Below are 23,586 nucleotides of genomic sequence, written 5' to 3'. Positions count from 1 at the left end.
GATGGCAAACTTCGCGACCCCCATCGACTGGCAGACTTGTGATGACGCGCAGCAACACGCGCTTCTGACTCGTCCGGCGATTTCCGCATCAGAGAATATCAGCCTTACCGTGCGCGGCATCCTGGATAAGGTCAAAGCGGAAGGCGACGCGGCACTGCGTTTTTACAGCGCGGCTTTCGATAAGACCCAGGTTGACGCATTACGTGTCACCGCAGAGGAAATTGACGCGGCCGCCGCCCGTCTGGGTGATGACATAAAGCAGGCGATGGCCACGGCCGTAGGCAACATTGAAACCTTCCACGTGGCGCAAACCTTGCCACCGGTTGATATCGAAACGCAGCCGGGCGTACGCTGCCAGCAGATCACCCGTCCGGTGGCCTCGGTGGGTCTGTATATTCCGGGTGGCACCGCCCCGTTGTTCTCGACCGTATTGATGCTGGCCACCCCGGCCCGCATCGCCGGATGCCAGCGCGTAGTGCTGTGTTCGCCGCCGCCAATTGCCGACGAAATCCTCTATGCCGCCAAACTCTGTGGCGTGAAGGAAGTGTTCCAGGTTGGCGGCGCGCAGGCAATTGCCGCGCTGGCGCTGGGCACGGAATCGGTGCCGAAAGTCGACAAGATTTTTGGACCGGGTAACGCGTATGTGACCGAGGCGAAGCGTCAGGTCAGCCAGCGCCTGGATGGGGCCGCGATTGATATGCCCGCCGGACCTTCTGAAGTGCTGGTCATTGCCGATGCGGAAGCGACACCGGCGTTTGTCGCTTCCGACCTGCTTTCCCAGGCTGAACACGGGCCGGACTCTCAGGTTATTTTACTGACGCCGTCATTACAGATGGCGCAAGACGTGGCTGCAGCGATAGAAACTCAGCTGGCCGAATTGCCACGCGCAGAAACCGCACGGAAGGCGCTGGAAAGCAGCCGTCTGATTGTCACCAGGGATCTGCAGCAGTGCATTGAAATCAGCAACCGCTATGGGCCGGAGCACCTGATTATCCAGACGCGTCAGGCGCGTGATTGGGTAGACAGCATCACCAGCGCTGGGTCGGTATTCCTCGGTGACTGGTCACCGGAATCTGCCGGCGACTATGCGTCCGGCACCAACCACGTGCTGCCGACCTACGGTTATACCGCAACCTGTTCAAGCCTCGGTCTGGCGGATTTCCAGAAGCGTATGACCGTGCAGGAGCTGACGCCGCAAGGCTTTTTGAACCTCGCACCGACCATCGAGATTCTGGCCGCCGCCGAACAGCTCAACGCACACAAAAATGCCGTCACCCTGCGCGTTGCCGCGCTTAAGGAGAAGCCATGAGCACTAAGATTGAAGAGTTGGCGAGGGCTAACGTCCGCGCCCTCACGCCTTATCAGTCTGCCCGTCGTCTGGGTGGCAACGGTGACGTCTGGCTGAACGCCAATGAATATCCGCTGGCCGTGCCCTTTGAGCTGTCGCAGCAAACCCTGAACCGCTACCCGGAATGTCAGCCTGCGCTGGTGATTGAGCGTTATGCCGCTTACGCCGGTCTGACCAAAGAGCAGGTTCTGGTTAGCCGGGGTGCCGATGAGGGCATCGAACTGCTGATTCGCGCCTTCTGTGAACCGGGTAAAGATGCGGTGCTGTTCTGCCCACCGACTTACGGCATGTACAGCGTCAGCGCTGAAACCATCGGCGTGGAATATCGCACCGTGGAAGCCGGTGAGGGTTGGCAACTGAACCTGCCAGCCATTGCTGAGCAGCTGGATGGCGTGAAGCTGGTCTACATTTGCAGCCCGAACAACCCGACCGGTAATCTGGTTAATCCTGACGATATTCGTCAGCTACTGGAAATGACGCGTGGCAAAGCACTGGTGGTCGCGGATGAAGCTTACATCGAATTCTGCCCGCAGGCGTCGTTGACCGGCTGGCTGCAAGCCTATCCCCATCTGGTGATCCTGCGGACGCTGTCGAAAGCCTTTGCGCTGGCAGGATTGCGCTGTGGCTTCACCCTGGCGAATGCTGAGGTGATTGCCCTGTTGATGAAGGTTATCGCACCCTATCCTCTCTCCACCCCGGTTGCCGACATTGCAGCCCAGGCACTGAGCGACCATGGCATTGCAATAATGAAATCCCACGTCAGCGAATTGGTTGCCACCCGTGAGCTGCTGATCGCCGCCTTGCAGCAATGTGACTGCGTGGAGCAGGTGTTCCCAAGCGAAACCAATTATGTTCTTGCGCGCTTTACCGCCTCCAGCCAGGTCTTTAAAACGCTGTGGGATCGGGGCATTATTCTGCGTGACCAGAACAAACAGCCGGGGCTGTCGGGATGCCTGCGCATCTCCGTCGGCACCCGTGAAGAGTGTAACCGCGCCATTTCGGCGTTGAAAACCTTACCCGGCGCGTCCGATACCAGGGAGCAAGCATGAGCCAGAAAGTCCTTTTTATCGATCGTGACGGCACGATCATCTCCGAGCCGCCGACCGACTTCCAGGTGGATCGCATGGACAAGCTGGCCTTTGAGCCAGACGTGATCCCGGTGCTGCTGTCACTGCAGAAAGCCGGCTTCAAACTGGTGATGATCACCAATCAGGATGGCCTGGGCACCGACAGCTTCCCGCAGGCTGATTTCGATGGCCCGCAGAACCTGATGATGCAAATCCTTTCCTCACAGGGCGTGCAGTTTGATGATGTGCTGATTTGCCCGCATCTGCCTGCTGACAACTGCGACTGCCGCAAGCCGAAAACCAAAATGGTTGAAACCTGGCTGGCCGCTGGCGTGCTGGATACCGCCAACAGCTACGTGATTGGTGACCGCGCGACGGACGTGCAGCTGGCCAGCAATATGGGCATTACCGGCCTGCTCTACTCGCGCAACGACCTCAACTGGCTGGCGATTGAGCAGCAGCTGACCAAACGCGATCGTCATGCGCTGGTGAAGCGTAATACCAAAGAAACGCAGATCAGCGTCGAAGTCTGGCTGGATCGTGAAGGCAACAGCAAGTTCAACACCGGCGTCGGCTTCTTTGACCATATGCTCGATCAGATTGCCACCCACGGCGGTTTCCGTATGAACATCGATGTGAAGGGTGACCTGTATATCGACGATCACCACACGGTGGAAGACACCGGCCTGGCGCTGGGCGAAGCCTTGCTGAAAGCGCTGGGTGACAAACGTGGCATCGGCCGCTTTGGCTTTGTGCTGCCAATGGACGAATGTCTGGCACGCTGCGCGCTGGATATCTCCGGCCGCCCGCACCTCGAATATAAAGCGGAGTTCAGCTATCAGCGCGTAGGCGACCTGAGCACCGAGATGGTTGAACACTTCTTCAGCTCGCTCTCTTACACCATGGCGAGCACCCTGCACCTGAAAACCAAGGGCAAAAACGACCATCACCGCGTTGAAAGCCTGTTCAAAGCCTTTGGCCGTACGCTGCGTCAGGCCATTCGCGTTGAGGGCAACACGCTGCCCAGCTCGAAAGGAGTGCTGTAATGAACGTGGTGATCCTGGATACAGGCTGCGCCAACCTCTCATCGGTAAAGTGGGCCGTGCAACGTCTGGGCTACGATCCGATCGTGAGCCGCGAGGCGGATACGGTGTTACAGGCAGATAAACTGCTGCTGCCGGGCGTGGGTACCGCGCAGGCGGCGATGGATCAGCTGCGCGAGCGTGAGCTTATTCAGCTGATCAAAGCCTGTACTCAACCGGTGTTGGGCATCTGTCTTGGCATGCAGCTATTGGGTTCTGAAAGCGATGAAAGCGGCGGCGTGAAAACCCTCGGCATTATCGAGCAACCGGTTTTGAAAATGGTCGACCTGGGTCTGCCGCTGCCGCATATGGGTTGGAACCAGATCACCTCACAGGCGGGTAATCACCTGTTCCGCGGCATTCCTGATGGATCCTACTTCTACTTTGTGCACGGCTATGCCATGCCGGTGAACGAGTACACCATCGCCCAATGCAGCTACGGTGAAGCCTTTACCGCTGCGGTGCAGAAAGATAACTTCTTCGGCGTGCAGTTCCACCCGGAGCGTTCCGGTGCCGCTGGCGCGCAGCTGCTGAAAAACTTCCTGGAGATGTAACGGGCATGATTATCCCCGCGTTAGATTTAATAGAAGGCAAAGTGGTCCGTCTGCATCAGGGCGACTATGGCCAGCAGCGTGATTACGGCAGCGATCCGCTGCCACGTTTACAGGATTATGAAGCTCAGGGCGCGGAAGTGCTGCACCTGGTGGATTTAACCGGTGCCAAAGATCCGGCGGCGCGCCAGATCCCGCTGCTGACCACGTTGCTCGCAGGCGTTAATGTGCCGGTGCAGGTGGGTGGCGGTATCCGCACCCGTGACGATGTGGAAGCGCTGCTGAACGCCGGTGCCACCCGCGTGGTGGTCGGATCAACCGCGGTAAAAGATCCTGAAGAAGTGAAAAGCTGGTTTAAGCAGTACGGCCCGGATGCCATTGTGCTGGCACTGGACGTGCGTATTGATGCCAACAACCGCAAGGAAGTGGCGATCAGCGGCTGGCAGGAAGCCGCCGGCGTGACGCTGGAAGAAGTGATTGAGCAGTTCCTGCCGGTCGGCCTGAAGCATGTGCTGTGCACCGATATCTCCCGCGATGGCACGCTCAGCGGTTCCAATGTTGAGCTGTATCGCGAAGTGTCCGCCCGCTTCCCAACCATCGCCTTCCAGTCCTCGGGTGGCATTGGTTCGCTGGATGACGTTGCGGCGCTGAACGGCTGCGGTGCAAAAGGCGTGATCGTCGGTCGCGCCCTGTTGGAAGGTAAATTCACCGTTGCGGAGGCAATCTCATGCTGGCAAAAAGGATAATACCCTGCCTGGACGTCCGTGACGGTCAGGTAGTGAAAGGCGTACAGTTCCGTAATCATGAAATTATTGGCGACATCGTGCCACTGGCGCAGCGTTATGCCCAGGAAGGCGCCGATGAACTGGTGTTTTACGATATCACCGCTTCGTCAGATGGCCGCGTCGTCGATAAAAGCTGGGTTTCCCGCGTGGCTGAAGTGATCGATATCCCCTTCTGCGTCGCGGGCGGGATCAAGTCGGCGGAAGACGCTGCCCAGATCCTGTCATTTGGTGCCGATAAGATTTCGATCAACTCGCCGGCGCTGGCCGATCCCGAGCTGATCACCCGCCTTGCCGACCGGTTTGGCGTACAGTGCATTGTGGTCGGCATTGATACCTGGTATGACAGCGAAACCGGCAAGTATCACGTGAATCAATATACCGGTGACGAAAGCCGTACCAAGGTTACCACCTGGGAAACGCTGGACTGGGTGCAGGAAGTGCAGAAGCGTGGCGCGGGCGAAATCGTGCTGAATATGATGAATCAGGACGGCGTGCGCAACGGCTACGACCTGATCCAACTGCAGAAGATGCGTGAGGTTTGCAAGGTGCCGCTGATCGCCTCTGGCGGCGCGGGCACCATGGAACACTTCCACGAAGCCTTCCGCGATGCCGATGTCGACGGTGCGCTGGCCGCTTCCGTCTTCCATAAGCAGATTATTAATATCGGGGAACTGAAAGCGTTCCTGATTGAAAAAGGTGTGGAGATCCGCGCGTGTTAACAGAACAACAGCTGGCCCAGCTAGATTGGGTAAAAACTGACGGCATGATGCCGGCCATCGTCCAACACGCGGTGTCGGGTGAAGTGCTGATGCATGGCTACATGAATCAGGAAGCGCTGGCTAAGACGCTGGAAATTGGCAAAGTGACCCTGTGGTCGCGCACCAAGCAGCGTCTGTGGACCAAAGGCGAGACCTCTGAAAACTTCCTCAACGTGGTCAGCATCACACCGGATTGCGATAACGACACCTTGCTGATCCTGGCGAACCCGATTGGCCCCACCTGCCATCTGGGCACCTCGAGCTGCTTCTCTCCGGCCGCCCCTGACTGGACGTTCCTCTACCAGTTAGAGCAGCTGCTGGCAGAACGTAAGCACGCGGATCCAAAAAGCTCTTATACCGCCAGCCTGTACGCCAGCGGCACCAAGCGTATCGCGCAGAAAGTGGGTGAAGAAGGTGTGGAAACCGCACTGGCGGCGACCGTTAACGATCGCCATGAACTGACTAACGAAGCCTCCGATTTGATCTATCACCTGCTGGTCCTATTGCAGGATCAGGATTTGAATCTGAGCACCATCATTAACAACCTGCGTGAACGTCACAAGTAGTTCTCAGCACTGTTGCTAAGGCCGGGAAACCGGCCTTTTTTTTACAATTAAAAATTCACACCACCGGCAGCAGCAGTTACTCTGACTGCTTGTGTAAAGTTATTGAGATGTAATAAATAATGGCTAAAACTTTGATGTCTTCTGTGCTGCGTAAGGCAGCGATTGCCTCGTTGATGGCAGGCTGCGCTTTTGGCGCTCAGGCCAAAATCGATCAGGTTCGCTTCGCGGTTGACCCAACCTATCCTCCTTTTGAGTCTAAAACCCCGCAGGGCAAACTGGTCGGTTTTGATATCGATTTGGGTAACGCGCTCTGTACTCAGATGCAGGCGAAATGCGTGTGGGTGGAAAGCCAGTTTGACGGCATGATCCCAGCCCTGAAAGCGCGTAAATTCGATGCCATTCTGTCGGACATGGGCGTTACCGAAGAACGCCTCAAGCAGATCGACTTTACCGAGCCGATGTATGACACCAAAACCCAGCTGATTGCCCGCAAAGGCTCCGGTCTGCTGCCTACCCCGGAATCGTTGAAAGGCAAAACCGTCGGCGTTGAACAGGGTACCGTGCAGGAGCGCTATGCGCTGGCAAAATGGCAGCCGGCTGGGGTGAACGTCGTTCCTTATGGCGATCAGGCTCAGGTTGAGAGCGATCTGGTTTCCGGCCGTCTGGATGCGGTGTTTACCGATGCGGCACAGGCGGCTATCGGCTTCCTGAAGCATCCTCAGGGCAAAGATTTCGAACTGGCTGGCCCGATTGTGCAGGATCCGATTATCGGCCCTGGCACCGCGATTGGCCTGCGTAAAGGCGATGCAGAGCTGAAAACCGCGCTGGACAACGCTTTCGCGGAAATCAAGAAAAACGGCACCTTTGATAAGATTCAGAAGCAGTATTTCGCGACCGATATCTCCATTCAAAAATAGTGTCTGAGTCGCGTCTGCGGGCGCGACACTCTTCCCCCTTTTAAGTGATCTGATCATGCAACAACGCCATCATCCCTTGCTCAGCGCCTCGCTGGGAACGCAACGCGAAATCATCAGCTGCCACTTTGGCGAACCTTCCCCTCGTCAGGTCTATATTCAGGCGGGCTTACACGGCGATGAACTGCCTGGCGTAGCCGTTGCCTGGTATTTGAAGCAAAAGCTGAAGGCCTTAGAGTCTGAAGGACGCCTGGCCGCCGCTATCACCCTGGTTCCGGTTGCCAACCCGATTGCGTTGGGTCAGCACTGGCACGGTACGCATTTAGGGCGATTCGAAACCGCCTCCGGTCAGGATTTTAATCGCCAGTTCCCCGCGTTGGGCCCGGTGCTGGCGAAACGGCTGGAGGGTAGACTGAATCAGGATGCGGAGTCTAATCGTGAACTGATTCGCACAGCGATCAACAACTACTTTGACGGCGCGACGGCGGTGACAGAGCTGGCGTCGCAACGCCATACGTTGATGAGAATGGCCTGTCAGGCCGATCTGATGATTGATATTCACTGCGACTGGGAAGCGGTCCCGCACCTCTACACAATGCCGCACGCGTGGCAGGCGATTGAGCCGCTGGCGCGATACATTGGCAGCGATGTGCAGCTTATTGCCGACATCTCCGGCGGTGAACCGTTTGATGAGGCCTGCTGTGAACCCTGGCTGTATTTGCAGCGTAAATTTGGCGACAGCTTCCCAATGCCGCAGCCACTGCTGCCGGTGACGCTTGAGTTGCGTGGCGTGAGAGATGTCAGCCATGTGCAGGCAGAAACAGACGCAGACGCCATTATCCATGCACTGATTCACGCGGGTTACATCGTTGGTGAAGCGCCTCACCTGCCAGAATTGCATAATGAAGCCGTGCCACTGGCGGGCTGTGAATATATCACCACGCCGCATTCAGGGGTGATCCTGCATCGCCGCGAGATTGGTGAGTGGATTGAAGCCGGAGAAGTGGTCGCCGACATTCTGGACCCGTTAACCGACAGGCTGACGCCTTTAGTGGCTGAACACGGTGGATTGCTGTACGCGAGGCACTGGGTAAGGTTTGCAACGGCGGGAATATTGGTGACGAGGCTTGCCGGGAAGGACGCGATTCGTGATGGGGATTTGCTGGTTCCTTAAGTGTGCATGAAACAAAAAAAAAGGCTTCCCGAAGGAAGCCTTTTTTAATAGCGGAGGATGTTATTCCATCCACTCGGTGTGGAACACACCTTCTTTATCGGTACGCTTGTAGGTGTGTGCGCCGAAGTAGTCACGCTGCGCCTGAATCAGGTTCGCTGGCAGTACCGCTGAACGGTAGCTGTCGTAGTAAGCGATAGCAGCTGAGAAGGTTGGTGTCGGGATACCGTTCTGTACAGCGTACGCCACAACATCGCGCAGCGCCTGCTGGTATTCATCAGCGATGTTTTTGAAGTACGGCGCCAGCAGCAGGTTAGCAATGTTGGCATCGTCTGCGTAAGCATCGGTAATCTTCTGCAGGAACTGAGCACGGATGATGCAACCAGCGCGGAAGATTTTAGCAATCTCGCCGTAATGCAGATCCCATTTGTTTTCGTCAGAAGCGGCTTTCAGCTGAGAGAAGCCCTGAGCGTAAGAAACGATTTTACCCAGGTACAGAGCGCGGCGAACTTTCTCAACGAACTCGGCTTTATCACCAGAGATAGTCTGCACGGTTGGACCGCTCAGTACTTTGGACGCTGCAACACGCTGCGTTTTCAGCGAGGACAGGTAACGCGCAAACACCGACTCGGTGATCAGTGACAGTGGCTCGCCCAGGTCCAGAGAGCTCTGGCTGGTCCACTTACCGGTACCTTTGTTCGCTGCTTCATCCAGAATCACATCAACCAGGTATTTACCGTCTTCATCTTTTTTGGTGAAGATGTCTTTGGTGATGTCGATCAGGTAGCTGCTCAGCTCGCCTTCATTCCACTCGCTGAAGGTTTTAGCCAGGTCATCATTGCTCAGGTTCAGGGCATTTTTCAGCAGGGAGTAAGCTTCTGCAATCAGCTGCATGTCGCCGTACTCGATACCGTTGTGCACCATTTTGACATAGTGACCCGCGCCATCCGGACCCATGTAGGCTACACAAGCTTCGCCTTCTGCACGCGCAGCAATCTCATTCAGGATTGGGGCAACCAGCTCGTAAGCTTCTTTCTGGCCGCCAGGCATGATAGATGGGCCCTTCAGTGCGCCCTCTTCGCCACCGGAAACACCGGTACCGATGAAGTTGAAGCCCTGGTCAGACAGTTCGCGGTTACGGCGAATGGTGTCTTTATAGAAGGTGTTACCACCGTCGATCAGGATATCGCCCTTATCAAGGTGCGGAGTCAGAGAGGCGATAGTCTTGTCAGTCGCTTCGCCTGCCTGAACCATCAGCAGGATACGACGTGGCTTCTCAAGGGAATCAACAAACTCTTCGATGGTGTAGTAAGGCGCCAGTTTTTTGCCTTCGTTCTCTGCGATGACTTCTTCTGTCTTCTCGCGTGAACGGTTAAAGATGGACACGGTATAACCGCGGCTCTCGATGTTGAGAGCCAGGTTGCGGCCCATTACTGCCATACCTACAACGCCGATCTGTTGCTTGGACATTACATACTCCTGTCTGAAGGTCACTCACGACGCCTGTCAGAGGCGCCGCGCGTTAATGTGGCAAACATGTTAACTCAGGATAGCTGATTAAAGGTAGTGATTGATGCGATTGGCAATCTTTGTTGCAAATGAGCAAGTTAGGAAACATTAGCCCGCATAATTACGCAGGTTTTCAGACCAGGCATATCACCAAATCAATTTTTTTTAATATTAGTTCTGAATACAAAGAGAAAATGTCTTCCGGTTGGCCATCCGAGTTGTCGCCATTTTGTTACTGCAGGAAGATCTTTGCACAAACTCTGGCCAATGAATCATGATGGTGGCTTAACAGAATCAGAATTATCGCAGCGAAAGGAGTTTGGACGTTCGGACATTAAATCTGAGTAACAAAAATGGGGAGCATTGCCCCCCACTTTCAATTATTACGCTACTGACTCTTATAAACTTTTTACATCAATAACCTGATAGCCAACTTTATTTACTACAGCGCCGATAATTCGTTCTACTGCATGAGCCAGAGTACCATCCAACTGCCCTGCCTCAAGCTCAAACTCTTCTTCATCAATGAGTTTGTTGGTCAATGGCTCAAGAGCATCCATTCTGAACCAGAACATTGAACCGGCGGGGAAACTGGTCTTAAAGTCAGTGGAAAGCTGAGGTGCTCCGAGTCTGGTAAATATTTTATTCAACCACGGGCGGTTACCAAGATTAATCTCAGGAATCGAAAGGTCAGTGATCGAGTTAGCGGGCGCAATAACACCAGTTTTAGGATCTGCTTTAAAGCGTTCAAGAATGCCGTAAACCTGAGGAACGGTCCCCAAAAGGTCATCGAACAAGCTCTCTCTCCATTGTTGACCATCAACCCGATGAGGTGATTTCTTGGTGTGGACTTTGCAGATGAATTTATAGCCAAAACCTTCTGCAACTTTCATCGCCTGGATAAATGGCCTGATATCACGACCTCTATTATCAACCAGAATAAAGAACACATTACTGAAGGTTTCTTTAATTTTAGTTAAGGTCTCTGCTTTAACATCGCTACGAATAGTAATAATAAGATCGAGTGTATTTTTATGTTGTGCAATATATTTATCGACCAACTCGCAGGCAAGATCTTCATAATAAGCATGCAGGATTACCGCAGTATCAGACTGAGGTGTAAACTTTTGGTTTATCTCAGAGATATACTGGTGATCACAGTCATATTTTGATAAAGAATTACGCAATATATTGGCTGTGGCATGTAAGTAAGCGTAGCCATTGTAACGATCCGGCTCAAGGTGTGCGCCTTCAGCCCATTCATTCCATGCATTCACAAAGACAAGACGCTCTTCTGGTCTGCTTTCCATGGTCGTTTTGATGGCACTGTCGAGCCATTTTGCATAAAGCTCGGGTTTAGCATTATGGAACGAGTAACCCTGACCTGGTTTTCTTGCCTCGTTATCCCATGAAGGCATAACGGCTTTGAAATATGGGAAACGTTTATCAGTAATGGAACCGGCTCTGGAAGCCAGCTCTTCATAATCATAGACTCTGCCGGAGAATTTCTTATTCAGTAAAGTGACATTATCGGTGATATCACGGGCCCCCATCTGATGAGGAGGGAATTCTACAATGGCATCAAATCCGAATGGCTCAGGGCTGGTGACCTCAAAGGCTTTCACCACAACCAAATAAAGGCCGGGTAAGCCGTTTTTGATTGCATGTTCACGCCAGCGTATACCGGTAGCACGGGCATCAGGTAATGATGCTGGACGATATAGAATCAATAATGGTTTGCCATCAACACGAATATAACGCTCATCTTTCAATGCCGGCATGATGTCGTCAAGGAAGGCAATATCATCTTCAGGGGAATGATTCTGAGCAATCAGAACATCATTTTCCAAGCCATCCCATCGGCGGGTCCAGTTTTCATTGGCCCAACAGAGACAGAAATTTATATCCAGTGTTTTATCTTTAAGGAAATTATTAACAGGCGTTTCCATCAGACGCTTGCCACCAAACCAATAGTGATGGAAGCAAAAACCATGAACACCGTATTGTTTAGCCAAATCGATCTGCTGACTCATGGTCTCAGGAAGACGTAAGTCATAAAAACCAAGCTCACCAGGGAGTCGAGGCTGCTGTTGCCCTAAGTATTGAGGTCTGGCCTTGGTGACACTGGTCCACTCGGTAAATCCATGGCCCCACCACTTATTATTCTCTTCAAAGGGATGATATTGTGGTAGATAGTAAGCAATAACTTTAACTGGCAGGTCTACACCTTCCAGTGAATCGAGCGCTTTAGGAACATAATGGCTTTGTTCATTAACCTTGAGCTGGTTACGATTATATTCGCTGGCCAGCCATGCTTCTAATAAAGAATCTCGGCCTCCGGCAGCCGCCTGTTCCATGTCAACAAAAGAGTCAGGTGCATAATGATTCCCTGTGCTATTCCCATAAGCAAGTTTGATTCGCTGATAAGCAGCCTTAACTCCATCATTTTTAATGATATCTTTTAGCAGCTTAATTCGATATCGGACGAGGTCTTTGCCTTCAGCACTAAGCATTTTTTTGGCAAATGAATAAAGTTTCAATTTTGACACCTTATAAATCACTGTAAAATAAATTTTATTTCTTGAATCCAGACCTGAATTTTTCTATCAGAGCAAGAATTTTTCCGCCTCGGGATTCAAGCATCCTGTTTAATTGAGCTTCCTTGAAATTTAGTAAATCCTGCAACTTTTTGTTTTCTTCCCTGCAGTTATTTAGCTCTACTTCGGTTGACGCTTTACTATTAGCTAACTCTATCTCGGATAACGTTTGAAGATTAATTTTCTCTGCATTTTCATTTACTACTCCATGTAGCCGCGAGAGTTCAGTTCTGTAATCATTTAAGAAATTGCGTGCTATAAAAGAAACACTCTTGTAGTTTTCATAAAGCGCTGTAGTGTCAGTTGTAGCAATTTCGCGCATCAACCAGACTTCATCACGTAGACAATTTGCACACAGCTCTTCAGGTGCATTTGGAAAAACATCTGAGATAACAGCTTGAGTAAGATTGAAAATATTATAATCAGACACATCACTGGTTGGTGAAACAGAAGTTATACGCAAGAACGAGTGGAATAACCCTCTAAATATCATACTGGAAAGATTTAAAGGCTGTTCAGCATTTAATTCTAAGTCAAATATTTCGTAACCCGCACTGGTTTTAATGATATTAAAAGGAGTAGCATCGAGATACTCTACAGGCACCTTCATATCCCAAGCATAGACTAATTCAATCCCAGCCTTTTCGGTAACTATACCAATCCAATTTTTAACAAAATTGACTAGCTGTGCCCGCTGCCAACCATGTTTATTCAATATACTGACTAATTCAAGCCATAAACTTTCACCCTGGTGAAATTCCTCATCATGAATAAACTCACCATTCATTTTGAAAACTTTCACCTTGATATCATCACCTTTGGTGACAAAATTAATGGCTTTTTGCTTATTATCTTTCCGAGATTCCGAATAATACCAGGCAAGAGATGTTTCATCAACCTCTTCTTGATTATTCTTATCACTGACAACACTGGCCGGTGAAGAAACCATCAAAAAGGAGTTAGACAAATCAGCAGAAAGGCCATTTTCCCAGACGCTAGTGGACGCTTCTTCCAGAGAGAATGTATAATCACTTAGCGGCTGTGCTTCTTTATGATAACTCTCACTCACCAACGGATATAATGCTTTGCTTTTACTTAAATGCCCTTCTGGCGCGATAATTAACGTGGGTAATTTATAGTCAGGAAACGGAAGATATTCTTCGATTTGTAAATATCCTGAGTCTTGTAAGAGGTTTTTTAACTCCTGGCGCCCGAAGGTAATAACGCCCAATTCAGGATAGGCATTATTGATGCCAAGCATTGGGACGCCCAGATGATCTTCCTTAGCACCTGCAAGGTATTTTAAGCCAAGTTTATTTTCAATCGCAACGAACAATGATCCAGAAGGAGTGAGTCTGGTACGACAGGATTCGAGTAGTTTTCCTGGCCCACCTGCCCCCAGGAAGCTTTGCGCATATTCCAGTACACCTATGAGCATTACATAGTCAAACTGACCAAGATCAGGCAATTTCTCACTAGAGGCACAAATTACCTGCACATTTTCCAGGTCATAGCATCGTCTGCGAGCGATAGTCGCACGTCTTTTACTTCCTTCAACGGAGACTACCTCAGCACCCGATTCACCTAAGAAACGAGTAATAGCACCACATCCACAACCTATTTCCAGAACACGCTTACCACGAAACTGTTCAGTGAAAGGCCGAAGCAGATTGGAGCGCTTGGGGGTAAGGTGATATAGCGATGGCCAATCTTTTATATTAGTAGCGAGTTCTGACGACATGACTGAACAGTCAGAAGCATTGGTGACGACATCAAGGACGTAGTTCTCATATTCGTCACCATCATTATAGCCAAACTTCTCTTCAGAAATTTCACACCAGATATTTAACTCTGGGTCTAAAAAAAAACCGGCTTCATTCAGCACAGTTGCATAATTTTTATTGTTCACAAGTAATCGAAGCCTCTAAGTTGACCAGCCCAAAAAAGTCTGCAGTGGGCTCTATCGCAATATGAATCGAATCATAGCGTCGATCATGTGGAACTATCTGCCCTGCAATATCATAACTTGCTAACCCTACCGAGATGAAATAGTCACCTTGATAAAGTTTAGCAGGGATGGTTATTTTAACCATATAGGTTTTACCGGCCTCACCGCATTCGATGAAGGCAGACTCAAGAATTTTTGAGTTTGTATTGTAAATTGTTACACCATCTTTTGTTTTGACGGCAAAACCGAAGATAGGTTTTTCAACAGTGGCATTAAACTTCGTTAAAAAGTGCATCGTCAGACTTGATTCTGATGAAACAGTTAACGGATATTCATGATTATCCTGAGATAAATGAAAATCGAGGATTTCGGCCTGCTTGTCTCCCCACCGATACTCGGAGGGGTTATAGTTTTTACGGGTTACGAACCCCTCTTCGTGCAAATTATAGCGGGAGGCAAGATCAGGTTCATTACTTTGAGCGAATCTCTCAATGCTCTCTGCTTCTTTTTCACTCGCAGCGGCAATGTTTTTCTCTTGCTCTGCTCTTAAAGATTTATCCGTGGTGGGTTTACCGAAAAGCAGATCCAGGTATTGGTTAATGATATTTTTTGGGGCACCTGTGTCGACCATCACACCATCATTTAACAGGATCGCTTTATCACAATGGGTGATAATCTGTTCAGTGGCATGTGATACGAAAAGAATGGACGTGCCATTATTTTTTAATTGTTTCAGCCGGGCGAAGCATTTAGCCTGGAACTTTGCATCTCCAACTGCCAGTGCTTCATCTACGATCAGGATTTCCGGATCGATTTGTGCCTGAACAGCAAAAGCCAGCCTGACCATCATTCCGCTTGAATAGGATTTTACTGGTGCATCTATAAAATGCCCTATATCTGCAAATGACAGAATATCATCCAGCTTATTTTCAATAGCCTCTTTTGTCAGGCCCAGCAGCGCACCATTTAGAAATACGTTTTCGCGACCAGTAAAATCACCATTGAAGCCCGCGCCTAACTCCAGAAGAGCGGCTACACGACCATTGATATTAACCGAACCTTGTGTAGGAGACAGTGTCCCAGCAATAATTTGCAACAGAGTGGATTTACCGGATCCATTACGTCCGACAATACCTACCGTCTCACCCTTTGGCAGATTGAAGCTAATATCCTGGAGAGCCCAGAATTCCTGGTGATAAACACGAGGAACCTTTCCCAACTTTCGCTCAAGATTTGGGATGATAAACTGTTTTAATCGCCTAACTGGATTGTCATAAACTTGATAACATTTACTGACATCAATGATTTCCAGAGCATTGTCATTAGATAACATCAGCAAATCCTTTACGAGTTTTTTGGAACCAGAAGAAGCCCAGCCACAATATCAGCAATGAAACAAAGCTGTAGACCATCAGACCTGAAAAATCGGGTAATTTACCCCAAATCAAAACGTTTCGCGCCTGCTCTATAATGAAGGTCACAGGGTTTAGCAGGATGATTGGTTTAAATTTATCTGGTACTGCGGAAAGTGGATAAAAGACAGGAGAAAGAAATAAAATCACTGTGACCAGCAAAGTGATGAACTGCCCTAAATCACGGATGAAGACACCCAGTGACGACACTATATAGCTAAGCGCCAGAGTCAAAATAAATATAGGCAATAAAACAACTGGTAATATCAGTGCCGTCAAATGCACATATCCATTGAAAATGACAAAAGCGGCGACCAATACTACAATGTTAATACAGGTTTGGAAGCCGACTGATAATAATGTTATGATCGGCAAGGTTTCTAAAGGGAAAACAACTTTTTTGACATAATTCACATTGTTCAAGATTAGCATTGGAGATTTAGTTAAAACCTCACTAAATATCCCATGAACAATTAGCCCTACAAAAAGTATAATTGCAAACTGAGCTTTAGATTCATCTCCTGTTGCAGTTCCCCATCGGGCATTAAACACCTCGGAGAAGACCACCGTATACACAGCCAGCATGAAAATTGGATTTATGAAAGACCAAAGCAGTCCCATTACCGACCCTTTATAACGTCCGACAATGTCTCTTTTAGTCATTTCAAAAATTATTTGCTTGTTTTTGTATGTGCTCGTGCACAATGACCATAGCGAAGTACTATGTACTCTCTGCTGTTGCAAAATCCCACCTCTCATCAAAGACTTTTCTTTAAATTTTCTTTAGTATAATTGCGACAAAGAGTCCAAATGTACCGAACAGGGTTTGCCGATACATGCTAAGATTTTTGAATATTATGACTCTTTTTAAGAAATGACTCTTTCTTGCGGTCACAAATTGATCTATGAAAATTTTATTTTCAGGAGTAATTTCTGAATTCATCCTGTCCAACGCAATCAGATTACTATCAATCCAAGATTTGAAGTGACCATCAAGTAATCCAAATATTCTTTTCAAACGGGCAAGCCATCCATTGTTGGAGCCAACGATATTGCCCTGGTGCTGTCGATACCGAATCGTTGGGATTGGATCATAAACAACCACCCCTCCCGCTGCTGAAACGATGATATAGATCCACCAGTCATGCGAAACAATTTTCACATCCAAGGGAGTTTTCGCGACCAGGCATTTTGCGGCATGGTTTAATATCATAGTATTGCCACCGGCAATACTTTGAACTAAAGCATTTTTTAAGGATGGTTTTTTTTCAAAAAGCGGTGACTCACCCAAATAATTATCATGCTCGTCAACCAGGAGCGTTCTGCCACAGTAAACTCCCGCTACGTGAACGCTGATTTGGTTGAGGTAATCAATCCCTTTGGAAAGTTTGTCGGGCATCCATTCATCGTCCTGATCGCAGAATGCATATCCAGAATAATCGTCACCGCTTTTCTCCAATATAGAAATGAAATTCCAAGCAAATCCTTTGCCTGGACCCATGACTATGTGGAATTTATCCATTCCTACTTTGGATTGGTATTCTTTTAGGATTTCAACTGTATTATCTTTAGAACCATCATCAGAAGCATAAATAACCCAGTCTTTATAAGATTGGGTTATTATGGAATCAAGCTGTTTACGTATGTACTGACTTCCATTGTACGTACATATCAAAACGGCAATTTTCTGTTGTTTGTCCATATTTAATCAAACAGATCGGCGGAGTTCAAAAGTAATCCAACTTCATCTTTACCAGATAAAGTGAGGTTTTCAACCTCAGGCCATTTAATATTGATTTCAGGATCATTCCAAATAATGCTTCGCTCGGATTGAGGTGCATAATAGTTTGTCGTCTTGTAAACAAACTGCACACGTTCACTCAGCGTCACGAAGCCATGCGCAAATCCCTCAGGGATCCACAGCTGACGGTGATTTTCAGCGCTAAGATTTACACCGACCCACTGGCCAAAAGTCGGTGATGATTTTCTAATGTCTACAGCGACATCAAAAACTTCACCCTCAACACAACGCACCAGTTTCCCCTGCGCATGAGGAGCAAGTTGGTAATGCAGACCGCGAAGGACACCTTTTTTAGACATTGAGTGATTGTCCTGGATGAACTCTACCGGGCGGCCCACTGCTTCATTAAAAATGGACTGGTTAAAACTTTCAAAGAAGAAACCACGGTCATCACCAAAAACTTTTGGCTCAATAATTTTGACGTCAGCAATTGCAGTATCTGTGATTTTCATTGTTTAAATCCGACCTTTTAATAAATTCATCAAATATTTGCCGTAATCATTTTTTAATAAAGGTTTAGCTAATATTTCAAGCTGCTCTGCGCTGATATATTTCATACGATAAGCAATCTCTTCAGGGCAGCATACTTTCAGGCCCTGACGCGTTTCAATCGTCTGAATGAAGTTATTCGCTTCGTTCATGCTCTGATGCGTGCCGGTATCTAACCACGCATGACCACGACCCATGATGGAGACAGACAGTTCGCCTCTTTCAAGATAGATGCGGTTAACGTCAGTGATTTCATACTCACCGCGTGGCGATGGCTTAAGTGACTTGGCAATCTCAACGACGCTGTTGTCATAGAAATACAGACCGGTCACTGCGTAATTGCTTTTTGGGTGCTCTGGCTTTTCGACTAAGGAAATAGCTTTGCCGTCCTTATCGAATTCAACTACGCCATAACGCTCCGGATCCTGAACGTGATAGGCGAATACGGTAGCACCCTGCTTCTTATTACAGGCTTCTTCCAGTTGCTTATTCAGATCGTGGCCGTAGAAGATGTTGTCACCGAGAATCAGCGCACAGGCATCATCACCGATAAACTCTTCACCCAGTACAAATGCCTGTGCCAGACCATCTGGATTCTGCTGCACTTTATATTGAATAGACAGGCCCCACTGTGAACCATCGCCTAAGAGACTTTCAAAGCGGGGTGTATCCTGTGGCGTGCTGATGATCAGAATATCGCGGATACCTGCCATCATCAGCGTGCTCAGCGGGTAATAAATCATTGGCTTATCATAGATAGGCAGCAATTGCTTACTCACAGCCATAGTTACCGGATAAAGTCTTGTTCCGGAACCGCCCGCTAAGATAATGCCTTTATTCTTTGTCATAATGCTTTGCACCAATTTAACAGCATCTTCTGATGCTGATTTTATAGAATTTATCCGATGATTTCCGTGAGCATCCGCTCTACGCCGTCATGCCAGTCTGGAAGCGTTAAATCAAAACTCTGCTGGAATTTAGCCGTATCCAGTCTGGAATTGGCAGGTCGCTTAGCCGGGGTAGGAAATGCCGAAGTGGCCACTGGATTGATTTTGTTGACCTTCAACTCCAGTCCTTTCTCACGCCCGGTAGTAATAACAAATGAAGCGTAGTCATGCCAGGTGGTCGTGCCGCTGGCAATCAGATGATAAATGCCTGAAAGCTGTGGCTGCCCTTTCGCTTTGCGAATAGCGTGCGCCGTGCAATCTGCAATCAAGTCTGCGCCGGTTGGGGCACCAAACTGATCGTTGATGACCGAAAGCTCTTCTCTGTCCTTCGCCAGCTTAAGCATCGTTTTGGCAAAGTTGTTGCCCTTAGCGGCATACACCCAACTGGTGCGGAATATCAGATAGTTGCTGCAAGCCGCAGCAATGGCTTTTTCACCGTCACGCTTGGTTTTACCATAGACACTGAGCGGTTCGGTCACGTCGGCTTCTGTCCAGGGTTGCTCACCCTGGCCATTAAAGACATAGTCTGTCGAATAATGAACCAATAGCGCCCCAACTTTCTCCGCCGCGGCAGCCATTGCAGCTACGGATGAGGTGTTAAGCACAGCAGCAACTTCAGGTTCAGACTCGGCCTTATCAACCGCGGTGTGTGCGGCTGCGTTGACGATCACGTCCGGTTTAATCGCTAAAATGGTGGCGGCGATGCCTTCGGCATTGGAGAGATCGCCACAATAGGTCGTTGAGTGACGATCCAGAGCGATAAGCGTGCCCAGCGGTGCTAAGGCTCGCTGTAACTCCCAGCCAACCTGACCATTTTTACCGAGTAGAAGAATCTTCATTAATCACGCTTCTCGTAGTTTTGTTCAATCCAACTCTGATAGGCACCGCTTTTGATGTTATCGATCCATTCATTATTGGTCAGATACCACTGGACGGTTTTACGCAGACCACTTTCGAAGGTTTCCTGCGGTTTCCAGCCAAGATCCTTCTGGATTTTGCTGGAGTCGATAGCATAGCGGCGGTCATGACCGGGACGATCGTTCACATAGGTGATCAAATCGGCATAGCGACCTTCAGTTGGCTGAAGCTCGTCCAGCAGCGCGCACACAGTCTGAACCACTTCGAGATTCTGTTTTTCATTATGGCCACCAATATTATAGGTGGTGCCCACTTCGGCTTCAGTAACCACTTTGTACAACGCGCGCGCATGATCTTCAACATACAGCCAGTCACGGATCTGGTCGCCTTTACCGTAGACAGGCAATGGCTTTTTCTCCAGCGCATTGATGATAATCAGCGGGATTAATTTTTCCGGGAAATGGTAAGGACCGTAGTTGTTAGAGCAGTTGGTGATGATCACCGGCAGCTTATAAGTGCGTCCCCAGGCTCTGACCAGATGATCACTGGCCGCTTTGGTTGAGGAGTACGGGCTGCTTGGTGCATAAGGCGTGGTTTCCGTAAACAACGGCAGCTCACCGCTCATCTCATCGGGATGAGGTAAATCGCCATACACTTCATCGGTGGAAATATGGTGGAAACGGAAAGCCTGTTTTTTCTCATCGCTAAGCGTGTTCCAGTACTGACGGGTTGCTTCCAGCAAGGTATAGGTGCCTACCACGTTGGTCTGAACAAAGTCAGCAGGTCCGGTGATGGAGCGGTCAACATGGCTTTCCGCAGCCAGATGCATGATGGCATCCGGCTGTGTTTCGTTCATCACTTTGCTCAATCCGGCGCCGTCACAGATATCCAGCTGGAAGAACTGGTAACGCTCACTGTCGCTGACATCTTTAATGGATTCAAGATTGCCCGCATAGGTCAACTTATCCACGTTGATTACGGAATCCTGCGTATCTTGAATGATATGCCTTACAACTGCTGAACCAATAAAGCCAGCGCCACCAGTGATCAAAATCTTCATAGCAAGTCTCTAAACGGAAGTGATATGGAACAATAACCGTAGATTATTGAGTTTATCTGTACATGTAAGCTGGAAGAAATTTGGGCACGCTACCGCCCCTGGGTAAGCAGCCCCAGTGTGCAATCGGCATTTTCTAGTGCATTCCATGCTGGTTTGATCGTAAACCGTGCAAGCGATGAGGAAACTCACCACCTAAATCGCTGAAAAAACGTCCTTTTTTTAAGCAATCCAGCTCTGACATGACACAGAGATACAACCCGTAATTGTATCATTCAGTAATTATGAAAACTAACTAAAATGAGAACAATCCGTACAGCTTACAGGCGATTAATCCATCGCCAGCGCAATTTGAACCTACCAAAAGTTCTAAGATTAATAAGTCACCTAAATGGCGGATATCCGTTCATATCTCTACCGTCCGCCTTATCTTCAGGATTGAATTGTAGACAACGCTTCGACTGAACTGCTGCATTTCTCTGCCGATATTTTCTCAGGGACCAGACAGACAAAAGCCCAGCATTAGCTGGGCTTATCATCAACGCGTCAGAAGCGCTTACTTATAACCGTTCGGATTCTGGCTCTGCCAGTTCCAGGTATCGCGCATCATCGCATCGATACCGCGGGAGACACGCCAGTCCAGCTCTTTATCTGCCAGTGAGGCGTCAGCCCAGAACGCGGCGAGGTCGCCGGCACGGCGTGGAGAGATCTGGTAGGGGATCTCGCGGTCGGCCGCTTTTTCAAACGCCTTCACCATTTCCAGCACCGAGTACCCTACTCCGGCACCCAAATTGTAGGCTTTATAACCTTCAACCTGGCCGATATGATCCAGCGCTTTCAGGTGACCTTCGGCTAAATCCATCACGTGGATGTAGTCGCGCTCACCGGTGCCATCTTTGGTTGGGTAATCACCGCCAAAGATGCCGAGCTTCTCCAGACGACCAATAGCCACCTGCGCGATGTAAGGCAGCAGGTTGTTTGGAATGCCGTTTGGATCTTCGCCAATCTGGCCAGATTCATGAGCACCGACCGGGTTAAAGTAACGCAGTGCGATGGTTTTGAAATCCGGGTTAGCTTTCGCGTAGTCACGCAGAATGAACTCAACCATCAGCTTCGACGTGCCATAAGGGCTGGTCGTGCCGCCGATTGGCGTGGTTTCGACGTAAGGTACGGGGGCATCGGCGCCGTAAACGGTGGCGGAAGAGCTGAAGATAAACTGGTTTACGCCAGCAGCACGCATCTCTTCCAGCAATACCAGTGTCCCGGTCACGTTGTTCTGGTAATAATCCAGCGGCATACGCGTGGATTCACCTACCGCTTTCAGGCCGGCAAAGTGAATGACCGCGGTAATGTCATGCTGGGCGAACAGGTCGCGCAGGCAGGCACGATCCAGAATGTCGCCTTCACAAAATGTTGCCGTCTTCCCTGCCAGTTTTTCAACCCGGTTGACAGATTCACGTGAAGCATTGCTCAGGTTATCCAGTACTACAACGTCGTCGCCACGCTGCAGCAGCGTAAGCACCGTGTGGGAACCGATGTAACCAGCGCCGCCCGTTACTAAAATAGCCATGTTGACTCCTTGCAACCACGCCAGAGCGTGGCCACGTTCAGATTGCGGATTACTTCGCCAGGATTGCTTTGATGGATTCGCGGAACTCACGTCCCTGCGCATTGTTTCTCAGACCCCAGGATACGAAGGCTTTCATATATCCCAGTTTACGGCCGCAGTCAAAGCTGGTGCCGGAAAGCTGATGCGCATCAACAGGCTGCTTTTTTGCGAGGTTAGCGATGGCGTCGGTCAGCTGGTAACGTCCCCAAGCACCTGGCTCCAGGTTTTCCAGCTCGGTCCAGATATCCGCGGACAGCACGTAACGGCCTACAGCTGCCAGATCGGAATCCAGCGCCTGTGGATGTTCTGGTTTTTCAACGAAGTCGACAATCTGGCTGACCTGTCCTGGGTGATCCAGCGTCTCTTTGGTTTTGATAACCGAGTACTCAGACAGATCGGCTGCTGGCATATGGTGAACCAAAACCTGGCTGCGTTTGGTCTCTTCAAACTGCGCAACCATTGCGGCCAGGTTGTAACGCAGGGGATCGGCTGTTGAGTCATCCAACAGGATGTCTGGCAGCACAACCACGAAAGCTTCATCGTGCAGCATCGGACGCGCGCACAGGATGGAGTTAGCCAGGCCCAGCGGCTGTGGCTGGCGCACGTTCATAATCGTTACGCCCGGAGGACAAATCGATTTTACTTCGCTCAGAAGCGAACGCTTAACGCGGGCTTCCAGCAGCGCTTCCAGTTCGTAGGAAGTGTCAAAATGGTTTTCAACCGCATTCTTGGACGCGTGGGTGACCAGTACAATTTCCTTGATCCCTGCTGCAACGCACTCATCGATGATGTACTGAATCATCGGCTTGTCGACGATTGGCAACATTTCTTTAGGAATGGCTTTTGTAGCAGGGAGCATGTGCATACCCAGACCCGCAACGGGGATAACTGCTTTAAGCTTGGTCATATTTTTTCCATATAAATGAAGTAAAAAACGTATAACGATTATGCATTAAAGAGATGATTCACAAGTATAATCTTAATCTGAAAATTAAGCAGCGGCTGCTTCACAAATCTGCCAGCCATTTTTAGAGCGCATCCGGCTGTTCCTGCTGAGCTTTTAAAATAAAAAAGGCGACTGCCGAAGCGGTCGCCTTGATATCTACTGCGTCTTTTC

The 23,586-nt window shown here is 49.6% G+C and carries 21 protein-coding genes; 9 read left to right on the top strand and 12 right to left on the bottom strand.

From position 1 onward, the window contains the following. The first annotated feature begins 1 nt into the window (after window position 1). The 9 genes from hisD to ACXKZG_RS07770 all read left to right on the top strand — a co-directional run bounded on the left by hisD (window position 2) and on the right by ACXKZG_RS07770 (window position 8,245). Complete coding sequence (gene hisD / locus ACXKZG_RS07810) at window positions 2-1,309, top strand: histidinol dehydrogenase (RefSeq protein WP_488875950.1); 1,308 nt, start codon at window positions 2-4, stop codon at window positions 1,307-1,309. Next, window positions 1,306-2,397, top strand: a complete 1,092-nt coding sequence (gene hisC, locus ACXKZG_RS07805) for a histidinol-phosphate transaminase (protein ID WP_488875949.1) — start codon at window positions 1,306-1,308, stop codon at window positions 2,395-2,397. The genes hisD and hisC overlap by 4 nt, the downstream gene beginning before the upstream one ends. After that, window positions 2,394-3,461: a bifunctional histidinol-phosphatase/imidazoleglycerol-phosphate dehydratase HisB gene (gene hisB, locus ACXKZG_RS07800; protein WP_488875948.1), complete on the top strand. Its 1,068-nt coding sequence runs from the start codon at window positions 2,394-2,396 to the stop codon at window positions 3,459-3,461. The genes hisC and hisB overlap by 4 nt, the downstream gene beginning before the upstream one ends. Continuing rightward, window positions 3,461-4,051, top strand: coding sequence for an imidazole glycerol phosphate synthase subunit HisH (hisH, locus tag ACXKZG_RS07795; RefSeq protein WP_488875947.1), 591 nt, complete (start codon window positions 3,461-3,463; stop codon window positions 4,049-4,051). Before hisB ends, hisH begins: the two co-directional genes overlap by 1 nt. A gap of 5 nt (window positions 4,052-4,056) precedes the next feature. Continuing rightward, a complete protein-coding gene (gene hisA / locus ACXKZG_RS07790; protein WP_206403977.1) occupies window positions 4,057-4,794 on the top strand; it encodes a 1-(5-phosphoribosyl)-5-[(5-phosphoribosylamino)methylideneamino]imidazole-4-carboxamide isomerase in 738 nt (245 codons plus the stop codon). After that, window positions 4,776-5,552, top strand: coding sequence for an imidazole glycerol phosphate synthase subunit HisF (hisF, locus tag ACXKZG_RS07785; RefSeq protein WP_041692061.1), 777 nt, complete (start codon window positions 4,776-4,778; stop codon window positions 5,550-5,552). The genes hisA and hisF overlap by 19 nt, the downstream gene beginning before the upstream one ends. Further along, entirely contained in the window at window positions 5,546-6,157 is a 612-nt protein-coding gene (gene hisIE / locus ACXKZG_RS07780; RefSeq protein WP_013202932.1) for a bifunctional phosphoribosyl-AMP cyclohydrolase/phosphoribosyl-ATP diphosphatase HisIE, read from the top strand. Before hisF ends, hisIE begins: the two co-directional genes overlap by 7 nt. A 119-nt stretch (window positions 6,158-6,276) precedes the next feature. Further along, the gene (locus tag ACXKZG_RS07775; RefSeq protein ID WP_053144072.1) at window positions 6,277-7,074 is read left to right on the top strand and encodes an ABC transporter substrate-binding protein; all 798 of its coding nucleotides are present in this window, start codon (window positions 6,277-6,279) and stop codon (window positions 7,072-7,074) included. Between the two features lie 55 nt (window positions 7,075-7,129). Then, window positions 7,130-8,245 carry a succinylglutamate desuccinylase/aspartoacylase family protein gene (locus ACXKZG_RS07770; protein ID WP_488875946.1) on the top strand — a complete coding sequence of 372 codons (1,116 nt, stop codon included), beginning with the start codon at window positions 7,130-7,132 and terminating at the stop codon, window positions 8,243-8,245. Between the two features lie 60 nt (window positions 8,246-8,305). Here ACXKZG_RS07770 and gndA read toward each other — a convergent pair whose 3' ends face one another. From gndA to galF, 12 genes are all read right to left on the bottom strand, one after another. Next, entirely contained in the window at window positions 8,306-9,712 is a 1,407-nt protein-coding gene (gene gndA, locus ACXKZG_RS07765) for an NADP-dependent phosphogluconate dehydrogenase (RefSeq protein ID WP_105760718.1), read from the bottom strand. A 437-nt stretch (window positions 9,713-10,149) separates the two neighbouring features. Beyond that, entirely contained in the window at window positions 10,150-12,291 is a 2,142-nt protein-coding gene (locus ACXKZG_RS07760) for a glycoside hydrolase family 99-like domain-containing protein (protein ID WP_488875945.1), read from the bottom strand. A gap of 34 nt (window positions 12,292-12,325) precedes the next feature. After that, entirely contained in the window at window positions 12,326-14,257 is a 1,932-nt protein-coding gene (locus ACXKZG_RS07755; RefSeq protein ID WP_488875944.1) for a class I SAM-dependent methyltransferase, read from the bottom strand. Beyond that, complete coding sequence (locus tag ACXKZG_RS07750; RefSeq protein ID WP_488875943.1) at window positions 14,247-15,629, bottom strand: ABC transporter ATP-binding protein; 1,383 nt, start codon at window positions 15,627-15,629, stop codon at window positions 14,247-14,249. Before ACXKZG_RS07750 ends, ACXKZG_RS07755 begins: the two co-directional genes overlap by 11 nt. Then, window positions 15,619-16,371: an ABC transporter permease gene (locus ACXKZG_RS07745; protein WP_346594108.1), complete on the bottom strand. Its 753-nt coding sequence runs from the start codon at window positions 16,369-16,371 to the stop codon at window positions 15,619-15,621. Before ACXKZG_RS07745 ends, ACXKZG_RS07750 begins: the two co-directional genes overlap by 11 nt. Before the next feature lie 109 nt (window positions 16,372-16,480). Then, the gene (locus ACXKZG_RS07740; protein WP_471719881.1) at window positions 16,481-17,410 is read right to left on the bottom strand and encodes a glycosyltransferase family 2 protein; all 930 of its coding nucleotides are present in this window, start codon (window positions 17,408-17,410) and stop codon (window positions 16,481-16,483) included. Between the two features lie 2 nt (window positions 17,411-17,412). Next, window positions 17,413-17,961, bottom strand: a complete 549-nt coding sequence (gene rfbC, locus ACXKZG_RS07735; RefSeq protein ID WP_346594106.1) for a dTDP-4-dehydrorhamnose 3,5-epimerase — start codon at window positions 17,959-17,961, stop codon at window positions 17,413-17,415. A gap of 3 nt (window positions 17,962-17,964) precedes the next feature. Next, window positions 17,965-18,846 (bottom strand): glucose-1-phosphate thymidylyltransferase RfbA, encoded by an 882-nt coding sequence (gene rfbA, locus ACXKZG_RS07730; protein ID WP_488875942.1) that lies wholly within the window; start codon window positions 18,844-18,846, stop codon window positions 17,965-17,967. A 50-nt stretch (window positions 18,847-18,896) separates the two neighbouring features. Continuing rightward, window positions 18,897-19,784, bottom strand: coding sequence for a dTDP-4-dehydrorhamnose reductase (gene rfbD / locus ACXKZG_RS07725; protein ID WP_488875941.1), 888 nt, complete (start codon window positions 19,782-19,784; stop codon window positions 18,897-18,899). Further along, the gene (gene rfbB / locus ACXKZG_RS07720; RefSeq protein WP_013202944.1) at window positions 19,784-20,863 is read right to left on the bottom strand and encodes a dTDP-glucose 4,6-dehydratase; all 1,080 of its coding nucleotides are present in this window, start codon (window positions 20,861-20,863) and stop codon (window positions 19,784-19,786) included. The genes rfbD and rfbB overlap by 1 nt, the downstream gene beginning before the upstream one ends. A 553-nt stretch (window positions 20,864-21,416) precedes the next feature. Continuing rightward, window positions 21,417-22,430, bottom strand: coding sequence for a UDP-glucose 4-epimerase GalE (gene galE, locus ACXKZG_RS07715; RefSeq protein ID WP_488875940.1), 1,014 nt, complete (start codon window positions 22,428-22,430; stop codon window positions 21,417-21,419). Between the two features lie 49 nt (window positions 22,431-22,479). After that, window positions 22,480-23,376: a UTP--glucose-1-phosphate uridylyltransferase GalF gene (gene galF, locus ACXKZG_RS07710; RefSeq protein ID WP_013202946.1), complete on the bottom strand. Its 897-nt coding sequence runs from the start codon at window positions 23,374-23,376 to the stop codon at window positions 22,480-22,482. Between the last annotated feature and the right edge of the window lie 210 nt (window positions 23,377-23,586).

Source organism: Erwinia sp. 2186, from assembly GCF_057812255.1.
Note: the sequence above shows the minus strand (reverse complement) of the source record. Positions and strands in the feature narration are given on the sequence as shown.

Excerpts from the sequence above, each read along its gene's own strand:
- hisD (WP_488875950.1), top strand. The coding sequence starts at position 2 with ATGGCAAACTTCGCGACCCCCATCGACTGGCAGACTTGTGATGACGCG.
- hisC (WP_488875949.1), top strand. The coding sequence starts at position 1,306 with ATGAGCACTAAGATTGAAGAGTTGGCGAGGGCTAACGTCCGCGCCCTC.
- hisB (WP_488875948.1), top strand. The coding sequence starts at position 2,394 with ATGAGCCAGAAAGTCCTTTTTATCGATCGTGACGGCACGATCATCTCC.
- hisH (WP_488875947.1), top strand. The coding sequence starts at position 3,461 with ATGAACGTGGTGATCCTGGATACAGGCTGCGCCAACCTCTCATCGGTA.
- hisA (WP_206403977.1), top strand. The coding sequence starts at position 4,057 with ATGATTATCCCCGCGTTAGATTTAATAGAAGGCAAAGTGGTCCGTCTG.
- hisF (WP_041692061.1), top strand. The coding sequence starts at position 4,776 with ATGCTGGCAAAAAGGATAATACCCTGCCTGGACGTCCGTGACGGTCAG.
- ACXKZG_RS07775 (WP_053144072.1), top strand. The coding sequence starts at position 6,277 with ATGGCTAAAACTTTGATGTCTTCTGTGCTGCGTAAGGCAGCGATTGCC.
- ACXKZG_RS07770 (WP_488875946.1), top strand. The coding sequence starts at position 7,130 with ATGCAACAACGCCATCATCCCTTGCTCAGCGCCTCGCTGGGAACGCAA.
- gndA (WP_105760718.1), bottom strand. The coding sequence starts at position 9,712 with ATGTCCAAGCAACAGATCGGCGTTGTAGGTATGGCAGTAATGGGCCGC.
- ACXKZG_RS07750 (WP_488875943.1), bottom strand. The coding sequence starts at position 15,629 with ATGTTATCTAATGACAATGCTCTGGAAATCATTGATGTCAGTAAATGT.
- ACXKZG_RS07745 (WP_346594108.1), bottom strand. The coding sequence starts at position 16,371 with ATGACTAAAAGAGACATTGTCGGACGTTATAAAGGGTCGGTAATGGGA.
- ACXKZG_RS07740 (WP_471719881.1), bottom strand. The coding sequence starts at position 17,410 with ATGGACAAACAACAGAAAATTGCCGTTTTGATATGTACGTACAATGGA.
- rfbC (WP_346594106.1), bottom strand. The coding sequence starts at position 17,961 with ATGAAAATCACAGATACTGCAATTGCTGACGTCAAAATTATTGAGCCA.
- rfbA (WP_488875942.1), bottom strand. The coding sequence starts at position 18,846 with ATGACAAAGAATAAAGGCATTATCTTAGCGGGCGGTTCCGGAACAAGA.
- rfbD (WP_488875941.1), bottom strand. The coding sequence starts at position 19,784 with ATGAAGATTCTTCTACTCGGTAAAAATGGTCAGGTTGGCTGGGAGTTA.
- rfbB (WP_013202944.1), bottom strand. The coding sequence starts at position 20,863 with ATGAAGATTTTGATCACTGGTGGCGCTGGCTTTATTGGTTCAGCAGTT.
- galE (WP_488875940.1), bottom strand. The coding sequence starts at position 22,430 with ATGGCTATTTTAGTAACGGGCGGCGCTGGTTACATCGGTTCCCACACG.
- galF (WP_013202946.1), bottom strand. The coding sequence starts at position 23,376 with ATGACCAAGCTTAAAGCAGTTATCCCCGTTGCGGGTCTGGGTATGCAC.